Genomic DNA, 21,462 nt, shown 5'->3' on the forward strand with positions numbered 1-21,462 from the left:
AAAAAGGACCAAGCCCCAAGGCTTGGTCCCCCACCTATTCACTTTTTCATTCCCAAAAAATCACTCAAATTGATTACATTCGATTTTGCACGCTTATTTTCTTCCTGGATCTCCAAATACACTTCCTGCCGATGTATCGTGATGTGCTTCGGTGCGGAGATGCCGAGCTTGACGGTTTCGCCTTCGATGGCGGTGACGGTGATTTCGATGTTGTCGTCGATGATGATGGATTCACCTTTTTTGCGTCCGAGTACGAGCATCTCCTACACCTGCCTTTTGCCGGCTGCACCGCTGTGGAATAAAGGCTGCTTGATGCCGCAGTTTTTATTGTCCAGCACGATTTGCATACCGAGGCGTTTGGTGTTGTTGATGATGATCGGAGCTTTGAGATTGGTGGTGGCGTCTTTCATGTCGCCGCCGGTGGTGATTGTCGTGAGGACGATGGCTTCCGACGGGTCTTCCAATCCTAAGCGAGCCGCCATGGATTCCTCAAGCTTGACGTCGTAATCCGCAAAAAAGGTGAACGGATCGACGAGGAAAAAGCTCAGTTCGGCGGATGCCGTCGACTGCAGGAAAAAGAACGGCGAGCTTTCCGAAGCATCTGCCGGGATTAACGCGTATTCCTTAAACTCTTCAAAGCCTGGAATGCCTTTTTCAAAAGTCATCACGGATTCGTCCGCGACGTCGATTTCTCCGAATTGCGTTGTGTGGATTTTCATCTTCAACTTCCTTTCGCTTTACCCGGCGTTGTCTTGCACGCGCAGTTCCTTGTATTTCACACGGATCAGTTCCATGTTGCCTTCGATGCCTTTCAGTTTAGCCGAAAACCGCTCACAGTCCAAGTGTGCATTCTTCAGCAGCCGCTTCAATTGCGCTTGTTCGACGTATTCCTTGCCAAAGACGATGTCGCCGCCGTGGCCTTGCGCTTGGATCCGTGCCGAGATGTTGACGGTGCGGCCGAAATAATCGAGCCGGCCGTTCGAGTTGACGGCAATCGCCGGCCCGCTGAACAAACCGACGCGCAGCATGAAATCTTCTTTGGCGCTGTCGTTGAATGCGGCAATGTCACGCTGGATTTCCAGCGCAGCATTCAAGCCGTCTGCCGGCAAGTGGAACACAGCCATGACGGCGTCTCCGATTGTTTTGACGATGCTGCCGGAATTGCACGCGATGCGCTCGGCCAGAAAGTCGAAATGGTTGCGCACCTGGCCGTATGCGCTGGAATCGCCGACTGATTCGTACAGCGACGTCGAACCGACCAAGTCGGTGAATAAAATCGTCACGTGTCCGATGCTGATGTTTTGCCCCGGCGACAGTACTTCCGAAGAAAACAAATCGCGGAACTCCTGCAATGCCGTCACTTTCGCGGCCGTTACCGTCTCTTTCTTCCACGCCGTTTCTTCCAATGCGACGACGATGTCAGTCGCACTGGCGTTGCGTATGCGGACAATGGAAGCACCAGCCACGGCATCGGCTGACCAGCGGGTGCCATCATATGTTATTTCCCCAGCGTCTCCCATCAGAGAAACATCCGCGATCGCATTCGCCTGCAGCACACGCAGGCGCAGCGGACTATCTATAGAAGGAACTGCAATTTCTGCGCTTTCTCCGTGCTTCAATACTTTCTGCACTTTGACGTGCGGCGTGATCGTCGGCGCACCGACGCAGAATATTTCTGCGTACGCTTTGCGAATCGACGGATGCACCGAGAAATGCAATTCGACAAATTGATCGAAATTCGCATCGTAGACGACGCCGCACAGGTCGCAATGGAAGTCCGGCTGCAATTGCTCAAGCGAACCGAGCTGTTCTTTTGATACCCGGCAATTCGGGCACATCAAGTTCCAGCTGAGATTCAGCATGCCGGCTTTTGCAGCATACAGCAAGATGCGCAGAACCTTGTCCGGATCTTCGCCCCATTGCTGGGCCACGGCATAAGTCTCGATATGGGCGACGTCGTGGTCGCCTTGATTGACCAAATAGCGGCACAGCATATTAACCAATTCCCCGTCCACAGGATATTTTCGCAAAACGCCCTCTAACCGCGCCAATTCCGCTACATCGACTTTGTGATTCGGCGATTTCTGCGGCGCTTCGAACACTTCTTTCGCACCCGACAACAGGAAATCATCCATATAGCCAATCGTTTTTTTGACTGACGGCGCAGCAATCAGTGCAATCGCGGCAATGCCGAGCGCGTTGCGCGGCACGAATTCTCCCGTTACCCGGATGAGCGTGCAATCCGGATTGCCCGAAACGCTTTCCAAAAACTCGACACCGAACAAATAATTCTTCATCGGGCCATCCATATAGCGCCGCTCGACTTGATAGCTTTCATGCTCCCGCCATTCAAACGGATATTCCTGCCAAGAAATCGGCACGACACCAAGTGCTTTCGCTTTGGCGTTGCGGAAGAATATACCTTGCTCTTCCTGCGCCACACCGCTGAAGACGACCGGAAACAATCCGATATAACGGTTCATGCGATTATTGTCTGCGAGCAAACCCCACGCGGTCTCTTTTGACACCGGGTATTCTTTCTCCGCAATATAGGTTCTTGCTTTAAATTCCATGATGGTCGCTCCTATGAGATGGCGATGGCGATCGCCAGCACGATAATGTGGAAAATCTGGTCTGCCATGATCAGCAGCCAAGGCTGTTCGTTGTTCTTGACGGTTTGGACATGCTTGACCCAGAAAGCCACGAAGGTTCTGCGGTCCAGCACGATATGGCTGAAAAAGATCAGTGCAACTGCAGGCATCGACAAGCCACCGCCTGCAGCCCCCATTGAGCCTACCACGATGGTATAAACCGTGACGTGCGCCATCAGCGGAAGCCAGCGCGTCGCTTTATGCTGCGCCATCCAACTTGTCTGCAGCAGGAAATCGCCGATTAAATGGCCGATCAATAAATACTCGAATTTTGTCATAAGCCATAGCCCATTGTAATTTCGCCAAATCCCTTCCCTACCTGGTAATCGCTTTCTTCCAAGACTTCTATAAAAGCATTTACCAATGCTGCATCAAATAATGTATCTTTGCAGCGAATCAACTCCGCCGCCGCTTCACGCAGCGGCAAGCCTTTGCTGTATGAGCGCGCTGTCGTCATCGCATCGAACGCATCCGCTATGCCAACAATGCGTGCGAACAACGGGATGTCCTCGCCCTTCAAAGCGTCCGGATAACCCGAGCCGTCGAGCCGCTCGTGATGTGAACGCGCCGTTGCAATCGCGTTTGCCATGGCCGCTTTCGGCTCCATATTGGACAAGATGCCCGCGCCGATCACCGTGTGCAGCTTGATGTCTTCGTACTCTTTTCGCGTCAGTTTCGCCGGTTTCCGCAGCACGTCATCGGCGATGCCGATTTTCCCGATATCGTGGAGCAATGCCGCTCTGTATAATTCCTCACATTCATGCCCGTCCATGCCGGTGCGCTGCGCAATCGCCAGCGAATACTGCGCCACCCGTTCGGAATGGCCCGCCGTGTACGGGTCGCGCGCGTCAAGAATTTTTGCCAGCGTGCGGATCATGCTCAGCAGCATGCGCGACACTTCGTCAAACATCTGGCTATTATGCAGCGCGAGTGCCGACTGGCTGGCAAGCGCCAACGCGATGCGCATATCCTGACCGGAAAACAGCCCGCCGCCGGTTTTATTCAATAGCTGCAGTGCGCCGAGGACATGGCCTTTTGCCGCTAGCGGCACTGTAATCATCGATTTCGTGACGAAACCGCTCGTCGAATCGACGCGGTTCGCCCATTGCGGATGCACCGACGCGTCGCCAATCAACTGTTCCACGCCGCTCGCCACGACCTGCCCGACAATTCCTTCCCCCTTTGCCATTTCAAAATGAAGGACTTTCGAAGCCGATTTGCCGTGGGCCGCTACCGCCTGAATCACTTCGCGGCCGTTATCAAGCACCCACAGCGTGCCCGCTTCCGCTCCCAGCACGTTGACCATCTGCAAAAGGATGTCCTGAAACACATCCTCAATTTCTATATTGGAATTCAGTTGCTTGAAAGCCTCCAACAGGCTCATCAGCTCCTGGATCCGTTGCTTCAATTCCATCGTTTCCTGCATGTGATGCCTCCAATAATCCGTAATCCCGCCAAATGGACATGGGGACCACGCCATCTACCGTTATTGTAGCACGATTGTTTAATAAATAATTGTGGAAAATATTGATAAATCATTCAAAACAAGGCTTCCAGGAAATGCATCCCTGAAAGCCTTGTTTGCGTATTGGCCGGACCTTCGCTTTAATGCGATGTAATGAATTCGCTGATTTTCTTCTGGCAGCTCCCCACCAGATTGCGCGCTGAATTGCGCAGCGCCGGATAGCGGATTTTCAGTTGTTCGTGATTGTCGATATTGACCGGTGCCGACAGGATGCTGTCGAAACTTTCCGCCCAATTGCGGAAAAACAATTCCATTTCTCTGAACCGCCCTTGTGCTGCATGAAGCTGCTCCTCCATGTGGCGGATTTCCTGCAGGGCGTTTTGGGCGATCACTTTATCGTCGCCTTCCAAACGTTCCAGCAGCTGCGCCAATTCTTCTGTTTTTGAAGCCGCTGGCCGTTGTGTTGTTTTGATTGCTTCTTTAGTTACCATATGGGTCTCCTGTCTTATCGTAATCGATTCTCTCACCTCTTTTAACACTAGCTAGGCTATAAGTTCTATATCGGCAGACTTCACCTAAATTTTAATACCTATAAAGAAGATTTTTTTATTTTTTTTGAGAAGCTCCGGCGGAATCCCGATTACCTGATAACCGGTTCAAAGGGGGCTATCAGATCCGTCAGTCTCTGTAACCCGCGGCATTTACAATCCCCGTACAATGGCGAAACCTTTTCTTCACAATGCACCGCTACACTGAAAGAAGAACCAGAAACGATGAGGAGGAATTACAGAATGGCTAAGTTGAAAAAATTGTTGCCTGCAGCGGCGATCGGTGTGCTGTCGCTGAGTTTATTCCATTCACCACCTTCAGCACTGGCTGCAGCCGAATCAGTTGAAGGCCTCAAACTTTACGAACAAGGCAATAAGGGCTTGGAAGTCAGCTTGCTCGGACGCTATACGAGCGGCGCGGACATTGATGAAGGCGGAACGGAAATCGTGGCTTACGATCCGAAAACATTCCGTGCTTTTTCCGTGAACGGTGCAGCGAGTGCGATCGACATCATCGACTTGTCCGGGCTGAAAAAGGATTCCACTGCGGACATTCCACTAGTAAAACGCATTCCGCTGAGTGAATTCGGCGTCGAAACTTCTGACTTGACCAGTGTCGCAATTCATCCGAACGGCGGCTACATCGCCGTTTCGGTGCCGGCTGCCGATAAAACCGATGCCGGCTCTGTCGTCTTCATGTCAACCGATGGCGAACCGCTTAGCCACGTCCGCGTCGGAGCGCTGCCGGATATGCTGGCGTTCACGCCGGACGGCAGCAAATTGCTCGTAGCGAACGAAGGCGAGCCGAGCGAAGATTACAGCGTCAACCCGGAAGGCTCTGTCAGCATCATCGATGTGACAAAGCCGATTGGGACAATCAGCGACAGCGATGTGGCAACTGCGGAGTTCACGGAAAACATCATCGATGAAGACGTCCGCAAAGTGCATAAGGACAGCACATATGCCGAAGACCTGGAACCCGAATTCATCACCGTTGACGAAGACGGCGATTCAGCCTATGTCGCACTGCAGGAAAACAACGCAATTGCCAAGCTCGACCTGGAAAGCGATCAATTTGTTTCCGTGCAAAGCCTCGGCTTGAAGGATTATTCCGTTCCTGCCAATAAGCTTGATGCTTCGAACAAAGACGATGCCATCGATATCCGCAACTGGCCGGTGCTTTCGATGTTCCAGCCGGACGGCATCACGGCATTCGAATCACGCGGCGAAACCTACATCCTCTCTGCAAACGAAGGCGACGTCCAGGACTGGGAAGGCTTTTCTGAAGAAGCCCGCGTGGCAGACTTGGTGGTAGATTATGAACTCGACGCCAGTTTATATAGAGGCTATAACCAAAAGCAGCTCGACCGACTCGTGCAAAATGGCTTGTTTGAAGAAAACCAGCTTGGCCGTTTAACGACATCCGTTTCCCAGCCGAAAAATGAAAACGGCAAATACGAAGCCATTTACGGGTTCGGCGGCCGTTCGTTCTCCGTCTGGCATTCCGAGTCGATGGAACTGGCCTACGACAGCGGCGATGATTTCGAACAAATCGCAGCTGAAGTCTATCCGGATTCGTTCAACGCGACAAACACCGAAGACAAATTCGACAACCGCAGCGACGACAAAGGCCCTGAACCGGAAAGCGTCGTAACCGGAAATGTAGCTGGCACTCATTACGCCTTTATCGGCCTGGAGCGCCAAGGCGGTATCATGGTCTATGATTTGTCGAAACCGACGAAGCCTAAATTCAACACCTATTTCTCAAGCCGCGTCTTCAACGGCGGAGACGTCACCGATAAAAGCGGCGATGTCGCACCTGAAGGGATGACGTTCATCCCGGCAGAAGAAAGCCCGACTGGCCAGGAATTGCTGCTGGCTGCACATGAAGTGTCCGGCACGATTGCCGCCTATTCCTTGGAAGACGGCCATAAAAGAAATAAACGATGACAAACCAACAAACCCGCCTGCAGCTGAGCTGCAGGCGGGTTTGTTGTTGCGCTATTCGAGCGGCAATGTATGCGACACCATCCAGGACCGATGGCGCCGGCTGTAAAAGGCAGTGATCTTGTAGCCAAGCCCGGCCGGTGCTTCGATGCCGAAACGGCCGTTGACCCGATTGACTTCGGCAAAATCACTTACGAGCTGGACCGGCAAGCCGCCGCTGTCTTCCACGAAAATTTCGAGTTCTTCGCCGAATTCGTGGGCAGGCGGCGCCGGAAGCCGGATGACCGCGGGGCCGATCGCATTGGCCGGCTGGTTGACGAAAATGCGCGGTCCGGTTTCTGCGCTGAACGTGAAACTGCCGTTTGTCGCGTTCACGTATTGATACGTCCGGCCGTTGTAGATGATGCTCGTCGTCATATAGTCGAACGGCAAATTGCGCAGCGACGTGATGGAATCGACGCCGCCCCCTGTGCCGTCAGTCGGCGTCGCGAGCAGCGGGTCGATGATCGATAAGCCGGACGGGTAGTCCAGTATGACATTGGCATAGCCGTTCGATTCGAAATAGGCATGGTGGATGGTGTTTGAGTAGGAAGGCGTCGTGTTAAGCGTGCCGCTGCCGATGTGGATGCCCGCAATGCCGTTGGAATCGAAGTTGCCGCCTTGGACATTGTGGCCGTAAAGCCCGCGCTGCACGAGCCCCGCTCCGGCATTGCCGACGAAATGGCAATCATAGATGCCGTAGACGTTGTTGTCGCTGCCGCGGTCGATCTGCAGACCGGAACCGATATGCAATTTATACTCGGTGCCCGTTCGGAACGTATTTTTCAGCCCTGGGGAAACCTTGATGCCGCTGCCGGATACTTCATCGATGTGATAGACCGAACCCGTGCCGGTGCCGATTTTGATGAACCCGCCGGCTTGGACATTGTCCCTTTCCATATTCAAACTGGAAAAAGTGATTTCATTGCCGGAACCGCGGGCGTCCGTGCCCGTCAGCACTTTGCCGTTTTGTTCGAATTTGCACGATTGATCGAAGATGCACAAATTATTATTGCCTTCCTCTAAAATCTGCAGGCCGTGCACGATGCCCCAGCTGAACGATGTATTTGAGAAAACCTTATTTCGGATGTCGCTTGCGACCATGCACACTTTGGCGTTGCGTACATAGCCATTTCCAGGGTCAGAGCCCATAAAGCGGATGCCTTTGATGCCGCCGTCGCCGCCGCGCATGCGCACGAGGTAATCCATCGGTTTGGAAGGCGCGATGATCGTGGTCTGGTCACTGTAGCCGACCCAGGACACAATCGTCTGCTTTTCGCTGTCGACTTCCGGCACCTCAAGCGGTTCGCTGATGCGGTAAAGCCCCGGCGGGAAAAACAGCGTGCCGCCGCCTTGCTTATTATAAGCGAACGCAATCGCTTGCTGCAGCGCCCGCCAATCGTCTGCCTGGCCATTGCCTTTGGCGCCGAACGCTTTGACGTTGAACGTGCGGTCCGGACGTTCGCTGAATGTCACTTCCTCGCCGAGCTTCTTGATCTTCTTTGCGGTTGATGCCTGGAGGCCGTACTTACTTTTTTTGGAGCCGAAAGCCATTCATGTCCTCTCCTTAGAAGCGAATTTTCGTGAGCATTTTAACCTAATTCAATTTTCACATGAAATATCCTGCTTTTAAGATAATTAAAAGGGCAAGCCTTCCATCGGATCTTCGCGTTTCTTCGCTTCCTGCTGTTCCAAAAATTCGCTGAAGCCGTCCCAGCCATCCGGATTATGCGTCGCGAACAATTCCGCCATGAACTTGCCGAAAGCATCCGGCCGCGCGTTGTGGTCCCACACGCATTGAAAATTGCGGCTGTAAGTGACACGGCTGAAATTGCCGAAAATATGCGTCAGCGTGCTGACAAGCACCCTAACTTCTCCAATCGCGGGAATGCCCATAAACCGGTTGTCGCTGAACACGAAGCCATTCCGGTCGAGCAGCCGGATGCCAAAAGAATTGCCGTGTTCCTCCAGCAGCAACACCAAATCCTGTCTGCCTTCCATACCGCCACCTGCTTTCTTTTTTGTTTCTTTAGTCCCTCTATTTTACCACCGCATCGTACCATTTTTAAGCGGACAGTCCCAGTATGGCCTGCCGGCATAAAAAAAGCCGGAGGCCGCGTGCATGCCTCCGACTTTCCTACTTCCCTTGAATTCCTAAATATTCTTCGAGCGTCAACCCGCTGGCTTTCACTTTCGCAGCGATATCCCCGCCAATATAACGGAAATGCCACGGCTCGTACATATAGCCTGTAATGCTTTCTTTATCTTTTGGATAGCGCAGGATAAAGCCGTATTTATGTGCATTGGCTGCGAGCCATTTGCCTTCTTTCGTCTTGCCGAATGTCCCTTCAAGCCAGTCTGCATTATTGTTCTTGCCGCCGAAATCGAATGCTAAGCCCGTTTGGTGCTCACTGAATCCCGGTTTCGCAGCAAAACGGTCGGCTTCTTTCTGGCCATACTTTATAACGTAATTGGAATACAATTGCGACTGGTAGGAATAAGAACGGTAAGCGCTGATCGTCTGCAAGTAAATGCCCTGCCTTTTAGCATCGGCAAGCATGGCGTTGGCGCTCCGCTGTGCTATGGCGTTGATGCCGGGATTGTAGGTGGAGGGCAAGCCGTATTTCTTGTTGACGACCAGCACGCCGCTTTTAACCGTTCCCGGTGTTTTCGCGGAAGGCGCCGGATAAGCCGATGCCCCGGGCTTTTTCAAATAAGCGGAATTGACCCAGCCTGTTTTTGTACCGTATTTTACTTTGAACCAAGAGCCGTTCTTGCTGGCGTACTCGACCGTTTGCCCTTTCGGAATCACGGCAATAACGCCATATTTCACAGAAGACCCTGTGCGCATATTCAACATGGCCGTGGTTTCGTATTTGACTGCGCTTGCCGCAACTTTTGCCATGCTGATTTTGCTTTTGTTCTTCGCGGCATCCAATGAGTAGACGGCTATCGGCGTACCGGCTTTTTGCTTCGCGATTTTAATGGAATAAACGCCTTTTGCTGCAATGGCATCTCCGAGCTTTGTTTTGCCTGCGTATGCCAGGACTCTCGCGCCGGACTCCGCCTTCCCTTTAATTGCCGCTGATTGGTCTGTCACTTTATTGACCGAAGGAGCTGGAGGCGGTGTCTTATCTGCTGCAGCCAATGCGAAGCCTTGGTTTCCCAGTCCATCTGCCGGGACGGCTGCCGTTGCCGAAAAGGCTAATGCCGCTGTAATCATCCATTTCGAAAATTTCATCTTCCCACTCCTTTTGCTGTTCTATGCCTGAAAGCTCAAATCCGTTTATGTATTTCCTTGCCATAAATTTTCATACCGCATGATTTCATTAGTTTATCATCCATCGTTATCCAATAAAACAAATACCCCCTTAACAAAATTGCCATCCGTTAAGGGGGTTAGGTTTATTCGACTGCAATCAGTTCAAACACGACCTGGCCTTGCGCATCAATCGTTTTGATCGTCGAGTAGCCTTCCGCCATATAATACCGCAGCCCATCCGGCGCCGTCACTTCCGTCGCGTTGGTGAAGGTTTTGTAGCGCGTCTTCACGGTTTTGTTGACAGCGGTGATGGTATTGGTGATTTTTTCGTCACCGAGGTAATTGGTGATTTTCTGCCCGACCTTCACCGGATAGACAAGCGCAATGTCATATTCCGAATAGGGGTAGCCGAACGCAAAAATCGTGTAGCTTTCAAGCTCCTGGTATTCGTAGATGTCATCGCCTGCCTTGACTGTCCACATAAAACCGTATTCCAGTTCACCTTTGTCCGGCACATCAATATAGCGATGGATTTCACGGGAGCCGTCGGGACGCAGGTAAGTGAAAGCTTTGGTCTTGTCTTTCTGGTAGGAATGCGGAATCACTGCGCGGTTCTTGAAAAACGGTTCGAGTGCGCGCGCCAGGAATGCAGCGAATTGGCCGCGCGTCACATCGGATTGCGGGCGGAACGTGTTGTCCGGGTAGCCGATGGCGATATTCGCGACCCGCATCTTGCTGATAGCCTCGGAATAATACACGCCGTCCTTCACATCCGCAAAGCCGCCAAACTGGACGCCCAGGCTGAATATCCGGTCAAGGATCACTGCCATATCGCCGCGAATGATCGGGGCATTCGGCCGGTAGGTGCCATCGGGATAGCCTTTCAGCAAGCCTGCTTTCGCCGCCTCGGCGATATATCCGCTCGCGTAATGGCCTGTCGGCACATCGCTGAACGGCGTCGCGCTCAGTGCACCGTCAAATTCTTTCAACCGGCCGATCATCACCGCCGCCTCCGCGCGCGTCACTTTCGCGTCCGGCCGCACCGTGCCGTCCGGATATCCGGTAATCACGTCCCTCTCCATCAAATAGTCGATTTCATCATAGAACAAATGGGTATTAGGCAAATCCGTGGCTGCACTGGCACTTGAAAGAACCAGCAGCATCGACAAGGCAATTACAAACGGACTCAATAGCCTTTTCAAACCCTCACTCCTCACCGAATATTTTCTTACCCTCATTCTACCAGTATAAAGTTACTAAAATCTATAAAAATTACTAAATATTCAGTTTTTTAAATCTATTTGTGACGCTTTCCCTCAGATGCGCAAAAACCGCTGCCAGGAATCCTCGGGATTCCAGCAACGGTTTTCATTTAATGATATGCAATTATTATTTTGCTTCAGCAGTTTCCATGCCAAAGCCTTGCTTGACCGTTTTCGGCGCAGCCTTTTTGCCTTTGCCGACCGGCACGATGAAGTTCGCAAACGGCAGGAACAATATCAGGCGGACGACGAGCATGCTGACAGCAAGAATAATCAGGAACGTCACTAAGATCAACGGCGGATCCCAGAATTCAGGCGGCAGCACGCGCAGCACTTGTAGCTTGACGATCGGGTGCACCAGATAGATGCCCATCGCGTAATTGCCGACAAGGTTGAACGCCTTCAGCAAAAGCGGAATTTTTGCGATAAACTGATGGATGGACAACAGGAAAAGTACGAACAATGGAACATACAGCAAGTTGATCGGACGCGACGAGGAGAAGATGTTCTCCGGATCGATTTCGATGAACAGCGCTGTGAACATGATGCCGGCCAGCACCGAAAGAATAAGCCAGCGTTTTTTCAGGAATGTTAGAATTTCTGTGTAATAAGCGGCAAGCACCGCTCCGAAAAGGAAGAACGAAATCCAATGCAGCACCGAAGAACGATGCGTCAGGAAAATATTGAAAAACTTATATGGGGTAGACGCTTCTGCGTAAAGCAGCCAATAGGCGTTGAACGGGATGCTCAGGAAAAACAGCGCCAACAGGATTTTCCGCACGCGCACGAGCTGCAGCAGCGGGAACAGAATATAAAACTGGATAACCGTCACCATGAAATACAAATGATAATGCCCGGTGCCGAAAAGGAAATAGCCGATGTTGCGCTCCGGATTGGCAAATACATCCTGCTCCAGGTAAAACGCTTTATACGATAAATACACAATGGTCCACAGGATAAATGGCGAAACCACTTTCATCGTCCGCGAAGAAATAAACTTCTTCAAGCTGAAACCACTCCGGCGGACAGAGCTATATAGCAAAAATGCAGAAATGATTGCGAAGATCGGAGTCCCGAGACGCGTCATCTGATACAAGTATAAATTCAGGTAATTGGTCGATCCATCGTCAGCGGTGATCGTGCCCACCGTAATGTGGACAAAGACGACCATCATGCACGCTATGGCCCGCACAAAAGGGATTTCTTCAAAAATTTCTTTCCCATTTCAAAACTCCTTCAACTCAAATCTTTGACCATTACACCAATATAAATTGAATGATTTATTTTTTAGTATTTTCTATAAATTTACATATTAATTATTCGAAAACTCGAAATTCTCTTCAGCCGGGCAGTTTGCGCCCATTCATTCCTCCCCCCAGAAAAGCCTTATTTAAAGACGGCTCCCGGCTTTTCTGGCACACTGAAGATACCTATAACAGAAGGAGTTCCTGACATGAAACCGATCCTGCGTCCACTCAGCACGCTCTTGATGGGCGGAACGTATTTGGTGTCCATCTTTTTCCCATTCCCATATGCTTCTGCGCTCATCAGCCTGTTTGCACTGATTGCGCTCGTGTCGTTTTTCCCGTATTTGAAACGGGTGCCGAAAGTGCTGATCCTTGCACTTGCGGTCGCGGCGTTAGCGATGGACATCAGCAAAGATGGACTGTACGCGTTTTTCATCGGCCTGCAGACGAATGCGAACGTCCTGGCCATTTTCATCTTTGTGCCGCTGCTGGCGATCCCGATACGGCAAGGCAATTACCTGGCCTACATAGAAGTCATTTTTTCCTACTATATTAAAAAGACAGACCAGCTTTACCTCTTTTCGACCTTGACCGCGGGCAGCATCGGCGGTGTCATGAACATCGGCTCGATTCCGATCCTCTATCAGCTGACGGATACACCGTCATTTGAGCCTTACACGATACTGCGGATTAAGGCGATGATCCGCGGCTTCGTCCTGGCATTCCTGTGGTCGCCGTATTTCATTTCAGTCGGACTGGTGCTGGCGTATTTTGATGTCACGTGGCTGCAGCTGTTCCCCGTCGGAATCGTGCTGACCTTCCTCATCATGGCAAGCGGCTATCTGCTGGAGAGAAAATCTTCGGAGCCGATTCCGCGGGACAAACCCCTGCCTGACCCGTTGGAATTGCACCGCGCGAAGCAGAAAGTCGCAGAACTCGCAGGCGTAGTCGTTTTGATCACTGCAATCATCATGATCAGTGAAAAGATGACCGGTTTGTCGGTGCTGACGGTGATCCCGCTCGTCGCCATCATCATGTCATTTGTGTGGTCGCTTTTTTTCTCGACGCGGCAGCAGCTCGCCCACAATTACCAGGCTTTCTTCGACGCGCGCGTTCCAGGCATGGGCAACGAATTGTCGCTGTTCATTATCGCAGGGGCATTTGGCACTGCCCTCCTCAATAACGGGGCCGACGAGTGGATTGTGGCATTGCTCGACGCCTTGAACATCACGAACGTACTGCTCTTGGTCCCTTTGATGCTTGCGCTTATGGTCATCCCTGCGCTCCTCGGGCTCCATCCTGTGATCACCGCTACCATCCTGGCAATCACATTAAGTGATTCGCCGCTGTTTGCCGACGACCATTTCTTTTTAAGCCTCGGGCTGCTTTCGAGCTGGATGGCGACGACACTCGTCTCACCGTTTTCCGGACTGAATCTGCTGCTCGCCGCACTGAGCCGGCGAAGCCCTTTTGAAATCAGCCTGAAACATAACGCCGGTTTCGCGTTAATGCTGTGGATCATCTGCTATGCAGCCATAGTGGTCTTGTATCTTCTTAAGTAATAACAAACAGCCGTCCTGGATTTCCCAAGACGGCTTTCATCATTTGATCCTCATTGACATTTTGATTGTCATTTGACTGGATCGGACAATCATTGGCGTTGCCTTACCCCCTCCTTTGTCAAATTGTTCCCCCCTAACATTAACGTTTCCAAAGCTGAAAAACTGTTTCAATAAACTTGATTAAAAAACAGCCGCTCCCAAAACGCGAGAGCAGCTGTTGCTTGGATGGTCTTTATTCAAATACAGGCGCAATGCGCTTTTTCGTCGCTTGTTCATACGCATAAGCAAGACTGATCAATTTCGCTTCGCTCCACGCCAAGCCGCTGAACGTTGCACCGACTGGCATGCCTGTTCCGGTGTACCCTGCAGGCACAGTAATGGACGGGTAGCCCGCTTTCGCAGGCATCGACGCACCGTGGTTGTCCTGGAACAGCAAAGCATCCAACTTATGGGCTGCCATGACGGCGTCGATGCCTTCTGCCGTCGACTGGCGCACATCGGTTTCCCGGTGTTCCACATAGCGCGGGTCTGCAGGGTCATCGGTCAGCCCATGTGCTTTTTCCAGTTCCGCTTGCCCGAACTTCATGCGTGATTCAGGATCCTGCTTGTTGAATTCGATGACATCGGCAAGCGATTTCACTGGCACACCGTCCGGCGTTTTGCTGAGGTAATTATCGACACCGCGCTTGAACTCATACCATAAAACTTCCGATTCGAATTCCGGGCGCGGCACCAGCACATCTTCAATGATAGCGCCTTGTGCTTCCATATCGGCAATCGCTTTCTCCATCACTTTCCGCTCTTCGGTATCCGCAGCGCTCAGGAACGTGCGGTCAATGCCGATGCGCGCCCCGCGCAGCGCGTCTTTTTGCAGATGCGGCGTGTAATCCGACAATGCGTTGCCGTCGCTTTCAAGCGTCTTCGGGTCTTCTTTGTCGAAGCCAGCGAGAATCCCGAGCACAATCGCTGCATCCGCAACGGTGCGCGCCATCGGTCCAGCCGTATCCTGGCTTTCCGCAATCGGGATGATGCCAGTGCGGCTGATCAAACCGACCGTCGGTTTGATGCCGACGATTGAATTGGCACTCGCAGGGCTGAGGATTGAGCCCGATGTTTCTGTACCGATGCCAACAGCCGCCAGGTTAGACGCAATCGCCGCGCCAGTGCCTGAACTCGACCCTCCGACACTTCCTGCTTCAAACTTGCCAGGGCCGTAAGGATTTTGCACTTGCCCCCCGAGCGCGCTATAGCCGCTGACACCTTTTTCAGCCATGAAAAACGCCCACTCACTTAAATTGGTTTTACCCAAAATAATCGCACCGGCCGCCCGCAATTGAGCTGCCACGAATGAGTCCACCATCGCGTAATTGTCCTGCAAAGCGATCGTGCCCGCCGTAGTCGGCATATCATCTGTCGTGTCGATATTGTCCTTCACCAGCACCGGAATGCCGTACAAGGGGCCTTGTCCATCCTGTCCGCGGATGGCATCGAGTTCTTCCGCGATTTTCAGGGCGTCAGGGTTCACCGTCAGCACCGAGTTGATCTTTGGTCCGTTCTTATCGAATTGTTCGATGCGGTCCAAATACATTTGGACCAACTCCACTGATGTCAATTGTTCTGCAGCAAACGCTTGCTGGATTTCCTCTATCGTTGCTTCTGCTATATTAAATGACGTTTTTTCCATAGTGTCAGCTCCTTTTGCTATCAAAAAACCCGAATGGGGTCCACTTTAAAAGTGTACCCCATTCGGGCCCTTGAATATCATTTTTTATTGGAGCATTTTATCGAAATCTCACTTCAAGTCTTCAAACTCTTTCGCAATGCGCTCCAACGCTTCTTTTATCAGCGGGCGCGGAGACGGTGTGCAGATGCGCTGGTACAACTCGCCTTGTTCACCGAACATCGTGCCGTCTTCAAGGATGACGTTCGCTTTGTTGTAGATGCGGTCGTGGATTTCCTCAGCCGAAATGCCGTAGCCGCTGAAATCGAGCCACATGATGTATGTGCCTTCCGGAATATAGGTTTTCACTTTCGGCATATGCTCCGCCAAAAACTCCTGCGTGAACTGCATCGTGCCGTCGATATAATCTTGCAGCTGCTCGAGCCATTCGTCGCCGTCGTTGTAAACGGAAATCAACGCGGCGATCGCGAACGGCGATGACAGCTGGAAACCCATCTCCGTGCTGAATTTTCCGCGCAGCTCTTCGTCGGTAATGACTGCATTTGTGCAATGCAATCCTGCGACATTGAACGTTTTGTTGATGGCGGTCAATGTGATAATGTGGCTGCTGTCTTCGACCACTTTCGCCATCGGCAGGAATGTCTGTCCTTTGCGGATCAAATCGCCATGGATTTCATCCGCAACAATGACAACATTGTTGCGGCGGCAGATGTCCGCCATCTTCACAAGCTCATCTTCGGTGAACACGCGTCCGGTCGGATTGTGCGGGTTGCAGAGGATAAACATCGTCGTGTCTTCATGCTTCGCTTTTTCTTCCAGGTCGTCAAAATCCACTGTGTAATAATTATTGTCGTCGGCAATCAGTGCATTATTGACCACTTTGCGGTCGTTGCCTTCAACGGCCGAAGTAAATGGCGGGTAGACAGGGCGCTGGATGATGACGCCGTCTCCAGGATTGGTGAACGCTTTGACTGCAACATTCAGTGCATGTACCGTTCCTGGACTGAAAATGATCTGTTCTTTCTCGATCTTCCAATCGTGGCGTTTGCTGAACCAGTGCTGGATGGCCTGATAATATTCGTCCGGGAACACCGAGTAGCCGAAAATCCGGTGGTCGACCGTTTTATGCAGCGCGTCGATCAGCGGCTGCGGCACCGGCAAATCCATGTCCGCTGTGAACAACGGAATCGTGTCCTCATCATAGCGATCCGTGATGCCAAACTGCTTGATGATCTCCGCACCGTCCCATTTTAAAGAATATGTACCTCTTCTGTTAACGAATTCATCGAAATTATAGTTCATGCAAAAACATCCTTTCTTTAAATGGCTTCTTTATCCATCGTAACGCAAATGCTTTTTTAAATCTCGATTTTCGGCTTGCCTGCTGAGAGAATAAATCCCGAAGCACGAAAAAAATTCATTCCCCCAGCCTCGCCGCTGCACGCCAGAAATGGTACAACACGCCATCATACCAAAGCAGGGCTTCTACTTTTTTCAGCACTAGGTCCAGCTCTTCACCGGATTTCGCGGCGCGCACGAAATATTCATCGCGGCGGATTTTGCGGTGTTCGGCCATTGTCGCTGATGCCTCGCCAAGTTCCGCAATCAGTTCGGGCATAGTGCCTTCATCGAGTATGTGCTGTTGGGCGTTTTCCATCAACGGCAGCCAACGTTCGGCTAGCCCAGGATGCAGCCGGTCTGCCCCTTTTGCGCCAGGCTCACTGAGCACTTGCAGCAAGCGGTCGATGTGGTCGAGCGCATGCAGGATTTGCACGTGGCGGTTGAAGACGTCAGGCGACATCGTTTCGATTTTCGCCAAAAACGTCCTCACCTGCATCGCCGCATTATGGAGATGGGCAATCTGGTCCGCGTCGGCATCGGTTCCGGCAAGCATCGCGCGCGCAAGCCCAAAGAGTTTCGAGAGGATCAGCTGGATCGTGCGCTGCGCCGCTTCGAGTGCGACTTCCGGAATCTCCGCTACTTGGGCTTCCAAATGATAAAGCAAAGGATCGCCTTTTTCCGGCACCAGCCATTCAAGCAGCCGGACGAACCATGGCAGCACCGCTGCAAAAACCAATACCCCCAGAACATTGAACAGTGTATGGAAAATCGCGATGCCAACTGCCGCGTCAAATGTGCCAAAAAGCGCTGTGCTCAGCGCTCGCGTTACCCAGATCAATAACGGTAAAAGCAGCACCGCGAGGACGGCCGTCCCGAGATTGAACAGCACGTGCGTCAGCCCTGCCCGTTTCGCTGCCGTCCCCGCTCCGATTGACGCTAACACCGCCGTCAAAGTCGTGCCGATGTTCTGGCCGATGACCAGAAAGACCGCTTGTTCAAAGCCGATGACGCCAGAAAACAATGCAGTCAGCGTCGTCGCCACTGCGACCGATGATGACTGCATGATGACCGTCATCAATGTGCCGATCACAATCAGCAAAAAAATGTTCGTCATGCCTTCAAATGACACTGCTGCCTGTAAATCCGCCATGCCCGTCTGCAATACCCCAACGCCAAGAAACAGCAGCCCGAATCCCGCAACAGCTGTGCCGTAGGCTGCCTGCCGCTTTTTAAGGACGGTCTGCGCCAAGACGCCGATGCCGACAATCGGCAGCGCCCATGACAACAAGTCCACCTTGAAACCGATGAGCGACACCAGCCACCCCGTGCTCGTGCTGCCGATGTTCGCGCCCATGATGACGCCGATTGACTGGCGGAATGGCAGCAAGCCCGCACTGACAAAGCCGATTGTCAACAGCGTCACTGCTGTCGATGACTGGATGATGGCGGTGATGAGCGCACCGGAAAAAATGGCGCGGCCGGTCCCGCCGGCGATGCGGTTCATCCACGCTTTGATGAACTCACCCGCCAGCTCTTTTAACGCCCCCGTCATCATCCCCATGCCAAGCACGAACAGACCGATGCCGCCGATAAGCGCAGCCGCCATTTCCATGGCCCCCACCTCCCGCCGTTTCTTTTCCTCTAGTGTAAGCCAAAGCGAGGAGAAAAAAACACATTTAGACTGAAAATTCTTTCTTTTATGCAAAGAAAATTGCTATGATAATAAAAACAGGCGCATTGCGTTTGCGAATGGACCCGCTGCTTCCGCTTAATTTCCTGCAGAACGGGTAAATTTCCATTAACACCATATTCCAAAGGAGGCCACTTTTATGAACATGAAATTGCTGATTGGCTTTATTGTAAAATTCATCATGATTACAGCGGTGCTTTTGATTGTGCTGGCATGGATTTTCGATGTGCCGGTCGTCGACACGCTGCTCATCAGCCTCGCATTGACCGCGCTTTCTTATGTGATGGGCGACTTGTTCATCTTTTTGCATGCCGGCAATCCAACCGACCAGAAAACGCGCAATTCCATCGCAACGTTCATCGATTTCACCGTTGCGTTCCTGCTGATTTGGCTGGTCGGCCGAATTCTTGGCAGCACAAGTGAGGAATTGCTGGTGCCCGGACTGTTGTCCGCAATGATTCTTGCCGGAGGCGAATGGTTTTTCCACAAATACGTCGACCGCAGAATCATGCCCGGATACAACATTCCTGCCCGTAACCGCTGACGCTGATGCATGCTAAAAAATCCTGTTCCAGTTTTTCTGGAACAGGATTTTTCGGTTTATTTGCCTCAAGCAAGCGGTATCGTGTGCGACACCATCCATGAAGAACTCCGACTACTATAGTAAACGGCAATTACATAACCGACTCCGGCCGGAACCATTACGCCCACGTTCCCCGGCTGTTTATTGACAGCGGCATATTCACATATCAAATGCACAGGCTGACCGCCGCTGTCTTCGACAAAAATCTCGAGCTTTTCCTTGAACGGATGCTGCGGTGCAGACGGCAGCTCAATGACAGCCGGCCTCTTTGCGCCGGCTGGCCGGTTGATCGCCGCCTGCGACGTTCCTTCCATTGAATAAGGCTTGCTGCAATCCGTTTCTGCCGCATAGCCGTAATGCCGCCCATTATAAGTGATGCTGGTGGTGTCATAATCGAAGTAATAGCCGCGCAATGAAGTGATTGAATCGACCTCCCCCGCTGTCCCGTCGACCGGTTCCGCAAGCAGCGGCTCCAGAATGGTTAACCCCGATGGGTAATCGAGAATCACATTTGCGTAGCCGTTTGATTCGAAATAAGAATGGGTGAGCGTATTGGAATAGGCCGGTGTCGTATTGATCATACCGGAACCGATATGAATGCCGGCAATGCCATTCGAATCGAAATTGCCGCCTTGGATATGATGCCCGTACAGCCCGCGCACCATGAGCCCGGCACCTGCATTGCCGACGAAATGGCAGTCGTAAATGCCGTAGACGTTATTGTCACTGCCGCGGTCGGTTTGGAGGCCGCAGCCGATATGGATTGCATATTCCATTCCTTGCTGGAGCGGAATTTCCAAGTCAGGAGACACCGTTATGCTTCCTGAAGATACTGCATCGATGTGATAAACCGAGCCTTTGCCACTGCCGAATTTCAAATAAGCACCGACATGGACATCGTTCATTTGCGGATTGAATTCCGCAAACACCACCGTATCAGCCTCGCCTCTTGCACCGCTGCCTTTAAGAACCGTGCCGTTCTGCGAAAACTGGCACAGCCGATCGAAGACGCATAGATTATTATTGCCTTTCCCTGTGATTTGAAGCCCATGGACCGCTCCCCAGACAAACGCCGTATTTGAAAACACCTTATTCCGGATATCCGTAGCGAGCATGCAGACTTTGGCATGCTGCGCGTAACCGTCCATCGGGTCCGTCCCACGGAATTTGATGCCTTCGATCTTGCCGTCGCCTCCCCGCATGCGAATCAAATACGGCATCGGTTCGGAAGGCGCAATCACTGTTGTTTTCGGGCTTTGGCCGAGCCAGGAAACGGTGTGTTCCGCATCCCTTTCCGGCACTTCAAGCGGCTGGCTGATCCGGTACAAACCTGGCGGAAAAAACAGCGCACCGCCGCCTGGGTTGTCATAGATAAAATCCACCGCGTCTTGAAGTGCCCTCCAGTCATCCGCTTCCCCGTCTCCTTCGGCACCAAATGACTTCACATTATAAATCGCGTCGACTGCGCTGACATCACTCCGTGTATCCAACTCACTTGGACTGGGCTGATTGCCAAAAAGTTTGCGGTGTTTCGGTCTGAATGCCATGGAATTCCTCCCTCGATAGATTTTCTTAAAATAAGATTAGCTATTTTTCAGAAAACTTACAATCAGAAAGCCGTCTCTGCAGGCAATAGCCTGATTTGAATTCGGCCCAACACAAAAACACTCCCGCACCAATTTCCGGTGCGGGAGCCTGCTTTCCTTTATTTCACCAACAAGCCGCGCGCTTCGCGGAACTCGGTGATGTGGTGGTCGATGATGCGGCCTTTCGCCGATTGCAATCCGGGATGCGCTAAAAGAACTGTTGCAGAAAAACATGATCTTCGAAAACTATCAGCAACACAACCGCCGCTATTACTTCTGTAATTTAAGCAGCATCATGCAGAACTCAAAAATTAGCCATCCTTTCTTTCTAAGGCGGCAGCTATTCCAAAAACATTCCTCTTATAAACAGTTTACTTTTTCAACACCCCGATAACACGCCCATTGATATGGACATCCTCGCTGCGCATCAGAATCGGTTCGTACTCCGGATTTTCTGACACGAGCAGAATCTCATTTCCCATTGGCATGTATTTCTTCATCGTTGCTTCATCGTCGATGACGGCGATGACGATATCGCCGTTAGATGCCGTATTTTGCTGATGGACGATGACGATGTCACCTTTGTGGATGCCGGCTC

At 51.8% G+C, this 21,462-nt stretch carries 19 protein-coding genes and 1 pseudogene; 3 read left to right on the forward strand and 17 right to left on the reverse strand.

From position 1 onward, the window contains the following. Positions 1-38 precede the first annotated feature (38 nt). The 6 genes from csrA to EGV91_RS14945 all read right to left on the reverse strand — a co-directional run bounded on the left by csrA (position 39) and on the right by EGV91_RS14945 (position 4,607). Positions 39-260, reverse strand: a complete 222-nt coding sequence (csrA, locus tag EGV91_RS14920; protein WP_135505047.1) for a carbon storage regulator CsrA — start codon at positions 258-260, stop codon at positions 39-41. A 3-nt stretch (positions 261-263) separates the two neighbouring features. Continuing rightward, positions 264-719: a flagellar assembly protein FliW gene (gene fliW, locus EGV91_RS14925; protein WP_135505049.1), complete on the reverse strand. Its 456-nt coding sequence runs from the start codon at positions 717-719 to the stop codon at positions 264-266. Positions 720-737: 18 nt separating this feature from the next. After that, the gene (locus EGV91_RS14930; protein WP_135505051.1) at positions 738-2,573 is read right to left on the reverse strand and encodes an adenylate/guanylate cyclase domain-containing protein; all 1,836 of its coding nucleotides are present in this window, start codon (positions 2,571-2,573) and stop codon (positions 738-740) included. A gap of 11 nt (positions 2,574-2,584) precedes the next feature. Continuing rightward, positions 2,585-2,929 carry a DUF3307 domain-containing protein gene (locus tag EGV91_RS14935; protein WP_135505053.1) on the reverse strand — a complete coding sequence of 115 codons (345 nt, stop codon included), beginning with the start codon at positions 2,927-2,929 and terminating at the stop codon, positions 2,585-2,587. Further along, entirely contained in the window at positions 2,926-4,077 is a 1,152-nt protein-coding gene (locus tag EGV91_RS14940) for a GAF and HD-GYP domain-containing protein (RefSeq protein ID WP_135505055.1), read from the reverse strand. The genes EGV91_RS14935 and EGV91_RS14940 overlap by 4 nt, the downstream gene beginning before the upstream one ends. A 179-nt stretch (positions 4,078-4,256) precedes the next feature. Then, positions 4,257-4,607 carry a hypothetical protein gene (locus EGV91_RS14945; protein ID WP_135505057.1) on the reverse strand — a complete coding sequence of 117 codons (351 nt, stop codon included), beginning with the start codon at positions 4,605-4,607 and terminating at the stop codon, positions 4,257-4,259. Positions 4,608-4,907: 300 nt separating this feature from the next. On the opposite strand from EGV91_RS14945, the gene EGV91_RS14950 reads away from it, so the two are divergent. After that, the gene (locus tag EGV91_RS14950) at positions 4,908-6,614 is read left to right on the forward strand and encodes a choice-of-anchor I family protein (protein WP_135505059.1); all 1,707 of its coding nucleotides are present in this window, start codon (positions 4,908-4,910) and stop codon (positions 6,612-6,614) included. A gap of 51 nt (positions 6,615-6,665) precedes the next feature. Here EGV91_RS14950 and EGV91_RS14955 read toward each other — a convergent pair whose 3' ends face one another. The 6 genes and pseudogenes from EGV91_RS14955 to EGV91_RS14975 form a co-directional block, all read right to left on the reverse strand. Further along, entirely contained in the window at positions 6,666-8,204 is a 1,539-nt protein-coding gene (locus EGV91_RS14955) for a right-handed parallel beta-helix repeat-containing protein (protein ID WP_135505061.1), read from the reverse strand. An 84-nt stretch (positions 8,205-8,288) separates the two neighbouring features. Next, positions 8,289-8,651, reverse strand: a complete 363-nt coding sequence (locus EGV91_RS14960) for a hypothetical protein (protein ID WP_135505064.1) — start codon at positions 8,649-8,651, stop codon at positions 8,289-8,291. Between the two features lie 136 nt (positions 8,652-8,787). After that, positions 8,788-9,210 carry a M15 family metallopeptidase gene (locus EGV91_RS17560; protein WP_479681131.1) on the reverse strand — a complete coding sequence of 141 codons (423 nt, stop codon included), beginning with the start codon at positions 9,208-9,210 and terminating at the stop codon, positions 8,788-8,790. Between the two features lie 207 nt (positions 9,211-9,417). Further along, positions 9,418-9,891 (reverse strand): annotated as a pseudogene (locus EGV91_RS17565) (Ig-like domain-containing protein); the annotation flags it as partial. Positions 9,892-10,055: 164 nt separating this feature from the next. Next, entirely contained in the window at positions 10,056-11,114 is a 1,059-nt protein-coding gene (locus EGV91_RS14970) for an S-layer homology domain-containing protein (RefSeq protein WP_135505067.1), read from the reverse strand. A 187-nt stretch (positions 11,115-11,301) separates the two neighbouring features. Further along, on the reverse strand, positions 11,302-12,366 hold the full coding sequence (locus tag EGV91_RS14975) for an acyltransferase (RefSeq protein ID WP_135505069.1): 1,065 nt from the start codon (positions 12,364-12,366) through the stop codon (positions 11,302-11,304). A gap of 261 nt (positions 12,367-12,627) precedes the next feature. On the opposite strand from EGV91_RS14975, the gene EGV91_RS14980 reads away from it, so the two are divergent. Beyond that, positions 12,628-13,983 carry a hypothetical protein gene (locus tag EGV91_RS14980; RefSeq protein WP_135505071.1) on the forward strand — a complete coding sequence of 452 codons (1,356 nt, stop codon included), beginning with the start codon at positions 12,628-12,630 and terminating at the stop codon, positions 13,981-13,983. A 232-nt stretch (positions 13,984-14,215) separates the two neighbouring features. Here the strand turns inward: EGV91_RS14980 and EGV91_RS14985 are convergent, their stop codons facing one another. From EGV91_RS14985 to EGV91_RS14995, 3 genes are all read right to left on the reverse strand, one after another. Next, positions 14,216-15,667 (reverse strand): amidase family protein, encoded by a 1,452-nt coding sequence (locus tag EGV91_RS14985; protein ID WP_135505073.1) that lies wholly within the window; start codon positions 15,665-15,667, stop codon positions 14,216-14,218. A gap of 108 nt (positions 15,668-15,775) precedes the next feature. Then, the gene (locus tag EGV91_RS14990) at positions 15,776-16,966 is read right to left on the reverse strand and encodes a MalY/PatB family protein (RefSeq protein ID WP_135505075.1); all 1,191 of its coding nucleotides are present in this window, start codon (positions 16,964-16,966) and stop codon (positions 15,776-15,778) included. 115 nt (positions 16,967-17,081) lie between these two features. Further along, positions 17,082-18,617, reverse strand: coding sequence for a Na/Pi cotransporter family protein (locus EGV91_RS14995; RefSeq protein WP_135505077.1), 1,536 nt, complete (start codon positions 18,615-18,617; stop codon positions 17,082-17,084). A gap of 217 nt (positions 18,618-18,834) precedes the next feature. On the opposite strand from EGV91_RS14995, the gene EGV91_RS15000 reads away from it, so the two are divergent. Beyond that, positions 18,835-19,239 (forward strand): DUF2512 family protein, encoded by a 405-nt coding sequence (locus EGV91_RS15000; protein ID WP_241666201.1) that lies wholly within the window; start codon positions 18,835-18,837, stop codon positions 19,237-19,239. Between the two features lie 65 nt (positions 19,240-19,304). Here EGV91_RS15000 and EGV91_RS15005 read toward each other — a convergent pair whose 3' ends face one another. Both EGV91_RS15005 and EGV91_RS15010 read right to left on the reverse strand, forming a co-directional pair. After that, positions 19,305-20,825: a right-handed parallel beta-helix repeat-containing protein gene (locus EGV91_RS15005; protein ID WP_135505079.1), complete on the reverse strand. Its 1,521-nt coding sequence runs from the start codon at positions 20,823-20,825 to the stop codon at positions 19,305-19,307. A gap of 410 nt (positions 20,826-21,235) precedes the next feature. After that, a partial coding sequence (locus tag EGV91_RS15010) for a LexA family protein (protein WP_277751549.1) occupies positions 21,236-21,462 on the reverse strand: 227 nt, incomplete at its 5' end.

It is taken from the genome of Planococcus koreensis, from assembly GCF_004761975.1.
Lineage (GTDB): Bacteria > Bacillota > Bacilli > Bacillales_A > Planococcaceae > Planococcus > Planococcus koreensis.